8 protein-coding genes are annotated in these 6,051 nt (G+C 35.3%); 5 read left to right on the top strand and 3 right to left on the bottom strand.

Annotated features, from left to right (window positions below):
• Positions 1–207: 207 nt before the first annotated feature.
• The 4 genes from AB1422_04435 (at position 208) to AB1422_04420 (ending at position 1,624) form a co-directional block, all read left to right on the top strand.
• Positions 208–387: a hypothetical protein gene (locus tag AB1422_04435; protein MEW6618583.1), complete on the top strand. Its 180-nt coding sequence runs from the start codon at positions 208–210 to the stop codon at positions 385–387.
• 49 nt (positions 388–436) lie between these two features.
• Positions 437–724 carry a hypothetical protein gene (locus tag AB1422_04430; protein ID MEW6618582.1) on the top strand — a complete coding sequence of 96 codons (288 nt, stop codon included), beginning with the start codon at positions 437–439 and terminating at the stop codon, positions 722–724.
• A 43-nt stretch (positions 725–767) separates the two neighbouring features.
• Complete coding sequence (locus AB1422_04425; GenBank protein MEW6618581.1) at positions 768–1,079, top strand: hypothetical protein; 312 nt, start codon at positions 768–770, stop codon at positions 1,077–1,079.
• 95 nt (positions 1,080–1,174) lie between these two features.
• Positions 1,175–1,624: a hypothetical protein gene (locus AB1422_04420; protein MEW6618580.1), complete on the top strand. Its 450-nt coding sequence runs from the start codon at positions 1,175–1,177 to the stop codon at positions 1,622–1,624.
• A 179-nt stretch (positions 1,625–1,803) separates the two neighbouring features.
• Here the strand turns inward: AB1422_04420 and AB1422_04415 are convergent, their stop codons facing one another.
• Together AB1422_04415 and AB1422_04410 are read right to left on the bottom strand one after the other, a co-directional pair.
• Positions 1,804–2,187 (bottom strand): GxxExxY protein, encoded by a 384-nt coding sequence (locus AB1422_04415; protein MEW6618579.1) that lies wholly within the window; start codon positions 2,185–2,187, stop codon positions 1,804–1,806.
• Positions 2,188–2,229: 42 nt separating this feature from the next.
• Positions 2,230–2,517, bottom strand: a complete 288-nt coding sequence (locus AB1422_04410) for an AAA family ATPase (GenBank protein ID MEW6618578.1) — start codon at positions 2,515–2,517, stop codon at positions 2,230–2,232.
• Positions 2,518–3,307: 790 nt separating this feature from the next.
• Between AB1422_04410 and AB1422_04405 the strand changes: the two genes are divergently transcribed.
• The gene (locus tag AB1422_04405) at positions 3,308–5,485 is read left to right on the top strand and encodes a YfhO family protein (GenBank protein ID MEW6618577.1); all 2,178 of its coding nucleotides are present in this window, start codon (positions 3,308–3,310) and stop codon (positions 5,483–5,485) included.
• On the opposite strand, the gene AB1422_04400 is transcribed toward AB1422_04405, so the two are convergent.
• Positions 5,448–5,960 (bottom strand): HyaD/HybD family hydrogenase maturation endopeptidase, encoded by a 513-nt coding sequence (locus AB1422_04400; GenBank protein ID MEW6618576.1) that lies wholly within the window; start codon positions 5,958–5,960, stop codon positions 5,448–5,450. The genes AB1422_04405 and AB1422_04400 overlap by 38 nt on opposite strands.
• Positions 5,961–6,051: the final 91 nt, after the last annotated feature.

Here is a 6,051-nt window from a genome sequence, read left to right as displayed (position 1 = left end):
TTGTTTTCCACAATCAATTTCTACCTATTTCTATAAATTTCAATCTATTTCTATTATCTTATCTCCATATCACTCTTATCTCCTTATCCCCTTTCTTACACTTTTGATATATAGCTTGAACGGTTACCCAAACTTAACGAATTCTTCGTATTTTTACGAATTTGTTTTATTCGATTAATTCGATTACTTAAAAAGGAGGAAGAGATAATGAATAAATGCTTTAATATCAAAGGTTGTCCTGCAAGTTTCTATTTAATGTGCGAGGCGTACAGGCAGAGTAAGAATTGTTTTGAGGTAAAAAATCCAGCCTGTTGTCATAACCACACCTTACAAGAATGTAAAAAATGCCCTTTTTATTTGAAGATTCAAAACTGGGAAGAGAGATAGATAAAAACTCTAATTTAAGCGTAATCCTTAATTTTCTGTAACCGTTCAGGTGGTAATTTACCGCAGAGACGCAGAGGAACAGAGAAGACATAGAAATAAATTAGATAACAGAAAAGATTATTGGTGCAGACATAGAAATATTTATGACCTGCTTACCGAATGTTCAGCAGGCAAGCCAGATTGGTTAATCTGCGTATTGTCCATAGATTTTTCCCTCGTGAGAGGGGAATTAGGTGTGTGTTTTTCTCTGCGTCTCTGTGTCTCTGCGGTGAACAGTTACAATTTTCTATTGACAACTTTGTTTAATGATGTTATAATAGCTATTGTTGAGGAGTGAAGGGGATAGAGAGTCAGTCTTGATTGTCAAGGAGGGGGAACTTATGGTTGCTATTAAAGGTGTTTATGATAAGGGGAAAATAACTCCTTTAGAGAAGATAAGATTTCCAAAGCGTTGCATGGTGATCATTACCTTTTTGGAAGAGGAGTCCCCTATTGAAGATAAAAAAAGGAGTAGAGAAACTACGGAATCATTTCTAAAAAGATGCAGTGGTTGGGAGGATGAGAGAACACCGGAAGAAATTATTGAGGATATTTACTCTACAAGGACGGTTTCTCGTCGAGGAGAAAACATCTTTTCCAGGAGAAGAGACTATAGTATCTGCCGTCCCCTCTTCTATAAAACTTTACATTGATGAAGATGTTTATCCTGCCCTGGCGGTTGCATTAAGACACCGGCGTTTTAACGCTGTTAGGGCATAGGAAGAAGGAAATTTAGGAGGGATGTAGTATGGCATATATTGCCTTAGCAATTATAGGGATTGTGGCTGTCTGGGTGGTGAGAGCAGAATGGAGTAAAAAGGGACAGATAATCTTCCTCTTAACCACACTAATCGGTGGTTTAGTGCTATTTATTTGTGCAGATTTTTTCCTTCTTCAACCACCGGATGTTACCCAGCGTGGGGTATCTTCTTTTTTGGCTCAAATCCCCTGCCTGGAAATAAGCCTTTATCTGCTGATGTTAGCTGGTATGGCGGCTAAATACTTTTTTGATGCTATTGGTGAAGAAGGCAAAAAGATAGAACTCAACAAGTGGCAGCTTTTCAGGCCAATGTTAGTTTCGCCAATAGTATTTGGTGTAGTCTATGCAAGTATCGGAGAAAGCACGCCTGTGATAGTGAACTTAATCTTTGCCTTCCAGAACGGTTTTTTCTGGCAGACGGTTTTGAATAGGTTATAAGAAATTGGTAACCGTTCAGCCATCAGGTATCAGCAATCAGTTAACAGCCAGGAAATCAGGATAGTAACAAATCCTACAATTTTGCGACCTGTGAAATAGGTCGACATGGGAAAACAAAATTATACTCCACTGCTTGGTGTAAGAAAAGGAGATAGGGAGATTAAGGAGATAAGGGGATATTATTCTAATTCCACTCTTCTAAAATCTGCCTTTTCTTTAGCAAAGTTTACAAGAATAGCCACCTTTACACCTGTAGCTTTTAAATATGAGCGAACCTGAGCATAATGAGCTTTGCTTAATTCCTCCACCGTTTTTAGTTCTACTATTACCTTGCTTTCTACAAGAATATCCAATCTGTGTTTCCCAATTTCTTCTCCTTCGTAGTAGATTAGTATTTCTTTCTCTGTCTTAACTCTCAATCCCTGTTTTGTAAGTTCAATTACCATTGCCCTGCGGTAAATACTTTCCAGAAAACCTGGACCCAATGTCTGGTGTACCTTAATAATACATTGAATTATTATCTCAGTAAGTAAATTTTCTTGATATCCTTTTGATATCTCCATATCTCCTTTATCCCCTTATCCCCCTTCTTATACTAACCACGATCAAAATATTCCTATTTCACAGGTCGAAAAATTATAAAACCTCGGGTCCTCAAAATTAACATAAAGGGTATTGATGCTGGGAAGATTATTTTTAATTAACTCGAAGATTACCTGAAGCAAAAGAGTGCTTTTACCCGACCGTCTCACCCCTGTTACAACTACAATTTCATCCGTAGATAAATATCTTCTTATCCGTGTTAGATACTCTTCCCTGAGCACACCTATATCTATATCCTTCTCCCAAAAATTCCATAAGAGTAAAGTCTCTATTATTTGCTCGCTATTCATTCAATTAGACCTCTTATTATCAGATATATCGGATAATAATATTATATAATATCCGACAGAGATTGTCAATAAATTTATTGTAACTGTTCAGCCATTGATTGACACGGATTAGCACGGATAAATATAAATAGCAGAGGACAGAGGTTAGAAGCGAATGTCCCCCGCTGGCGGGGGATTAGAAGGTGGATTCCTTATAGGCAAATTACAGACACGACCCGAATACGATTAGCTGGATTTTCCGGGGCTGTCTTAATCTAGCATAAAGGTTAAAATAGTGTATAGGGTTCTGCAAAATAGGATTTGAGGGAGACAACAAATAAATATCAAATATCAAATATTAAATATCAAAATGCAAAATTACAAATCAAATTTCAAAAAGGACGGGACGGTTCCTTTTATCGTTTTTCCTATGATTTTTGTTGGAAATTGGAAATTAGAAATTGGGCTTTTGTCTCTTTCCCTAATTTCCAATTTCAATCCGCAATCTTTCAAACAAAAGTGAACCGTCCCAAAAGGATTTCTATTTTAACGCTGAAAGGAAAGAGATAATTTTACATTTTGATATGTAATTTTTATATTTGCTTTTTGCATTTTGCTCTTTGGAGGAAATCCCTTTTGGACACCAAATCTGCATAGATTTCACTATTAGAGTTATTTTCAGACACCACCGATTTTCCGTGTTTCATCTGTGTGCATCCGTGGCTGAACAGTTATGAGAATTGAGGAGGGTGAACCGTCTCGATTTTTCCCTTGACATTTCTTTTATCTTTATGATAACCTTAATATCATTATGAAGTATGACAAACAAGATTTATTAATTATCTTATTTTTAGCCGTATCCATATTTATATTCCTTTCTACCTTACTTTTAAGTGATTTTATCTTTTATTTTAAAGACTTCTTTAGATATTTTTATCCAACCCAATATTTTACTTCACATTGTCTAAAAGAAGGTATCATCCCCCTCTGGAATCCTTATATCTTTTGTGGCATGCCGTTTTTAGCCCCTCTCCAATCCCAGGTCTTGTATCCTTTTTCATTTATTATCTATTTTCTGCCAATTAACCTCGGCATAAAATTATTTATTGTCCTTCATATATTTTTAGCCGGATTATTTACCTATTTTTTAATGCAAGCCTGGGGACAAAGTAAGGAATCTTCATTAATAGCCGGGATTGTTTATATCTTTAGTGGATATTTTGTCTCGGTGTATGACATATTGAATGTCCTTGCGGCAATTACCTGGATTCCTTTTATCTTGTTATTTTTTGTCAAAGGGGGACGATATGTAATTTGGTCTGGCATAGGGATAAGTCTGCAATTCCTATCTGGAGAACCGACCACTCTCTTTGCAACTATGTTAATCTTGCTATTGTATTCACTCATCTTGCTCAAAAAGAGAGGGATACCTCAAATTATCCTCGTTGGATTCATTGCTTTGGGTTTAAGTTCATTTCAATTATTACCATTTTTAGAATTAGTTTCCCAATCAAATAGGGCCTCAGGAATGAGTTTTGAAGAGGCAAGCCGTTGGTCGTTAGCCCCGTATGAGCTTGTTGATTTACTTATCCCTATGTTTTCCTACACGATGACCTCAGCTGGCATATTTAACTATATTCAAGGACTGATTGACTCAATTTATCTCGGAATAATACCACTTTCTCTTATATTTATCGGGATATGTTCAGGTCGGCTATTTTGGGGTTTTATCTTCATTAGTTTTATCCTGCTTTCATCAGGAGAGTATTTCCCTCTCTATAAATGGTTATATAGATTTATTCCGGGGTTTAATTTGATGCAGATTCCGGTAAAATTTTTTGCCATCGCCACATTTGCCGGGGCTTTATTATCGGGATTTGGATACGAATACTTAATTAAGTCTAAAAGGATAAAATCATTTTTAGTTGTTTCAATACTTTTATTTATCGGCTTGATATTAATTCAGATAAGATTTCCATTAGTTAATATTTTTGTGCAGACTATTTTATTAGCCCTGATGAGTTTATTAGTCTTGTTGGCAAAAAGACAATCTATCACCTTAAATTTCCTTTCCATAACCATCATTTTGCTTATTTTAAACGATTTATTGATTGCTGATGATGATTTGAATCCTATGGTGAAAGAAAGTTTCTACCAACAAAAACCAGCGGTATCAAAGTTAATCAAGGGTTATTATCGGATATTATTATCACCAAAGACTTCAGGTTTCTTTAATTATCACTCGGGACCAATTGACCCTGAGATTTTACCCCTGGCACAGGAGGCTATGATTCCTAATCTGGGTTTATTGCATAAAAAGGTATTTGATGCTAATGGCTATGAGTGCATAGTTTTAAAAGATTACAATAATTTGATGAGAATTATCTCAACAGGTGAAGTTGGACAAATACATAAGTTACTTAACTTATTGAATATCAAATATATAATTAGTAAAGATAAATTAATCGGTGAAGAATTAAGATTAATAAAGGATGGCAAAATAAAGCTCTATGAAAATCCAACCTGTCTTAAAAGGGCATTCCTGGTGCCTCAGATAGTAATTATTAAAGATAGGGACGATATTTTACGCCGGATGTTGAGAAAAGACTTTGACCCGGCAAAAGAGATAATCCTGGAAGAAAATATTGAATTTAAAAACCAAAAATTCAAAATCAAAAATCCAAAAATTATAGATTATCAACCCAATAAGATTATTATTAAAGTATCTTCGCCTTGTGATTGTTTTTTATTCATAAGTGAAACCTATTATCCAGGCTGGCAGGCGTTTATAAATGGTCAGGCAACAAAGATATATCGTGCTAATTATATTTTTAAGGCAGTGTTTGTGCCAGAAGGAACACATGAGGTGAGGTTTGTCTATTTCCCATTAAATTTTAAGATAGGTTTGGGAATAACTCTGGTTAGTATTTTATTATTAGTTGCGGACGCTGTTACTTCTTTTCAATTTCATCAAAGACGATGCGGGTAATTTCTGGGATTTTATTTTGTAATTCTGGACTAAGTGTAAGACTCCATTCTGTTTCTTTTGGCACGATACCGAGAATAACAATCTCGCGGGGTTTTCTGGTAAATAATTCAAGCATCTTGATTGCCTCAATTAGTTCTTTTTGATGCAGGGAGGAGATATGTTTTGTGGTCGCCATAATTTCATTTACACTTAATCGAAATGTAGTTCCGGCTTTACTTCCACCTTTGACGGCATCGATTATAATTACCTTATCTATACCTTTATTCATATAATTCATCAGGTCAAGCTCAGCGGTTCCACCATCTACCAGGTCTATATTATCCGGTATATCCATTTTTTGAAGTGCCTTAATTATATGGACGCCAATGCCCTCATCTTGAAGCAGGATATTGCCTAATCCAATAATCATTATTTTTGGTTTAGGACCAGAAGGTATTGATTGGGTATATTCAAAATCTATATTTTGCTCTTCCATTCTTTTACCCTCTATTTTATTTTAACACATTGAAGCCAAAATTGTCAAGAGAAAATTCTATTAAACTAAATTCCTGAAAAGGTAGAAAAAA

The organism is bacterium (assembly GCA_040757115.1).
GTDB lineage: Bacteria > UBA9089 > CG2-30-40-21 > CG2-30-40-21 > SBAY01 > JBFLXS01.
Note: the sequence above shows the minus strand (reverse complement) of the source record. Positions and strands in the feature narration are given on the sequence as shown.

Coding starts and splice junctions, on each gene's coding strand:
- AB1422_04410 (MEW6618578.1), bottom strand. CDS start 2,517: ATGAATAGCGAGCAAATAATAGAGACTTTACTCTTATGGAATTTTTGG.
- AB1422_04425 (MEW6618581.1), top strand. CDS start 768: ATGGTTGCTATTAAAGGTGTTTATGATAAGGGGAAAATAACTCCTTTA.
- AB1422_04400 (MEW6618576.1), bottom strand. CDS start 5,960: ATGGAAGAGCAAAATATAGATTTTGAATATACCCAATCAATACCTTCT.
- AB1422_04405 (MEW6618577.1), top strand. CDS start 3,308: ATGAAGTATGACAAACAAGATTTATTAATTATCTTATTTTTAGCCGTA.
- AB1422_04420 (MEW6618580.1), top strand. CDS start 1,175: ATGGCATATATTGCCTTAGCAATTATAGGGATTGTGGCTGTCTGGGTG.
- AB1422_04435 (MEW6618583.1), top strand. CDS start 208: ATGAATAAATGCTTTAATATCAAAGGTTGTCCTGCAAGTTTCTATTTA.
- AB1422_04415 (MEW6618579.1), bottom strand. CDS start 2,187: ATGGAGATATCAAAAGGATATCAAGAAAATTTACTTACTGAGATAATA.